The sequence below is a fragment of the Meiothermus rufus DSM 22234 genome, from assembly GCF_000423425.1.
GTDB classification, from domain to species: domain Bacteria; phylum Deinococcota; class Deinococci; order Deinococcales; family Thermaceae; genus Meiothermus; species Meiothermus rufus.
This window is the reverse complement of record NZ_AUHY01000120.1, coordinates 1-1,467: the sequence shown is the minus strand read 5'-3', so window position 1 is coordinate 1,467 and position 1,467 is coordinate 1. Positions and strand designations below refer to the sequence as shown.

General features: G+C 45.7%; 2 protein-coding genes. Both read right to left on the bottom strand.

The annotated features are described in order from the left end of the window. Positions 1 to 138 precede the first annotated feature (138 nt). The gene (locus tag G552_RS16150; protein WP_084640460.1) at positions 139 to 987 is read right to left on the bottom strand and encodes a glycosyltransferase family 2 protein; all 849 of its coding nucleotides are present in this window, start codon (positions 985 to 987) and stop codon (positions 139 to 141) included. Positions 988 to 989: 2 nt separating this feature from the next. Continuing rightward, positions 990 to 1,331, bottom strand: coding sequence for a glycosyltransferase family 4 protein (locus tag G552_RS17125; RefSeq protein ID WP_211224831.1), 342 nt, complete (start codon positions 1,329 to 1,331; stop codon positions 990 to 992). Between the last annotated feature and the right edge of the window lie 136 nt (positions 1,332 to 1,467).

The following is a 1,467-nucleotide window of genomic DNA, read 5'->3' as shown; positions in this document are numbered from 1 at the left end:
TGGTACGAGGCCAAGGCGTCCATTGTTCGCGAGGCAATACGAAGTTATCTCGCCCATCCCCTCCACATCCTTCAGCCAACTGCGTAAGTCCTAATACAATAAGAAAAGCAGCAACTATAACAATAACTCCGAAGTGGGTTAGCATATATCAAATCCCCGTGCTGTACCTCTCAAAACAGCCCTGGACCATTGCCAACCACGCAAAAATCCCTTCATAAAGCGCCCCAAGAATCCTATAATTACTGGCACTAAAGGTAATGGCGCATGATGAAAAAAGAACCGCACTGATGACTCATTAAAATAAAGTGCTAAGCGCGGGTTCTTTCGACCCACACTAGCAGATTCTTTGTGAAGCACACGAGAATTTTCTGCCACAGCCAACTTCCACCCCGAACGGCGAAGACGAAAACAAATATCTGCATCCTCCCAATACATGAAATATCTCTCGTCAAGGAGGCCTTCTCGTATTAGGGCATCACGACGCAGCAGCATGCTGGCCCCAGTTATGTAATGTGGCTCTCCGGCAGCCATGAGGTGGCGTGAATAGCCAAAAACCAAGCTGACACGTCCTCCACCCCAGGCTTGCACACGACTTGGTTCATTCATGTAGTAAAGAATAGATCCCACAACGCCTACCTTGGGATCGCTTTCAGCTAAATCAACCATAGCCGTTAGGGCATTTGGATCAACAACCGTATCATTATTTAGCAGCCAAATATAATCGGCTCCCTTATCTAAAGCGTAGCGAATTCCAACGTTATTTCCCCCCGCAAAACCCAGGTTTGAACCTATCTCTATTAAGGTGACATCCGGGTAGGCCTCTCGAATGCGAATTACAGAGTCATTAGTAGAGCCGTTGTCCAAAACAATAATTTCATACTTCGGATATTGAAGACTCTTTAGAGATTCCACGCATTTTATCGTGTCTTTCCAACCATTCCAGTTCAAAATCAATATATAAACCCTAGGAACTTCTCGGAAGAACATAGTTATATTCCCAGAATCTCCATCATACGTTGAACACATCTATTCCAAGTATGTTTTTTAGCTTCCATTATTCCTTGTTGGGACAATTGCAAGCGAAGCCCAGCATCTTCATACAACGCTATTATAGCTTTTGCTGTCGCTTCCTCATCCCGTGGAGGAACAACATAAGCGTTAATTAAGTGCTCCACATAATCTTCTACCCCATATGGAGTTGTTATAACCGCAGTACCACATGCCATTCCCTCCAAAGGAAAGAGGGGAAAGCTTTCATACCAGGAAGTAGCTAATAGCACATGGGCTTCCGAATAAGCCCGCCGCAGTTTTGTGCCAGTAATGAAACCCAAGGGAACATAAGAAGCAATAGAATTGTTTGGCGGGAGAAGAGCTGTACTGCGCCCCTAAATTTGCACCACCTCACCGGTCAGTTTAGTCAGGGCTCCCACCCCCTTTCAACAGGCTGTCCACAAAAGCTTCAGGCGT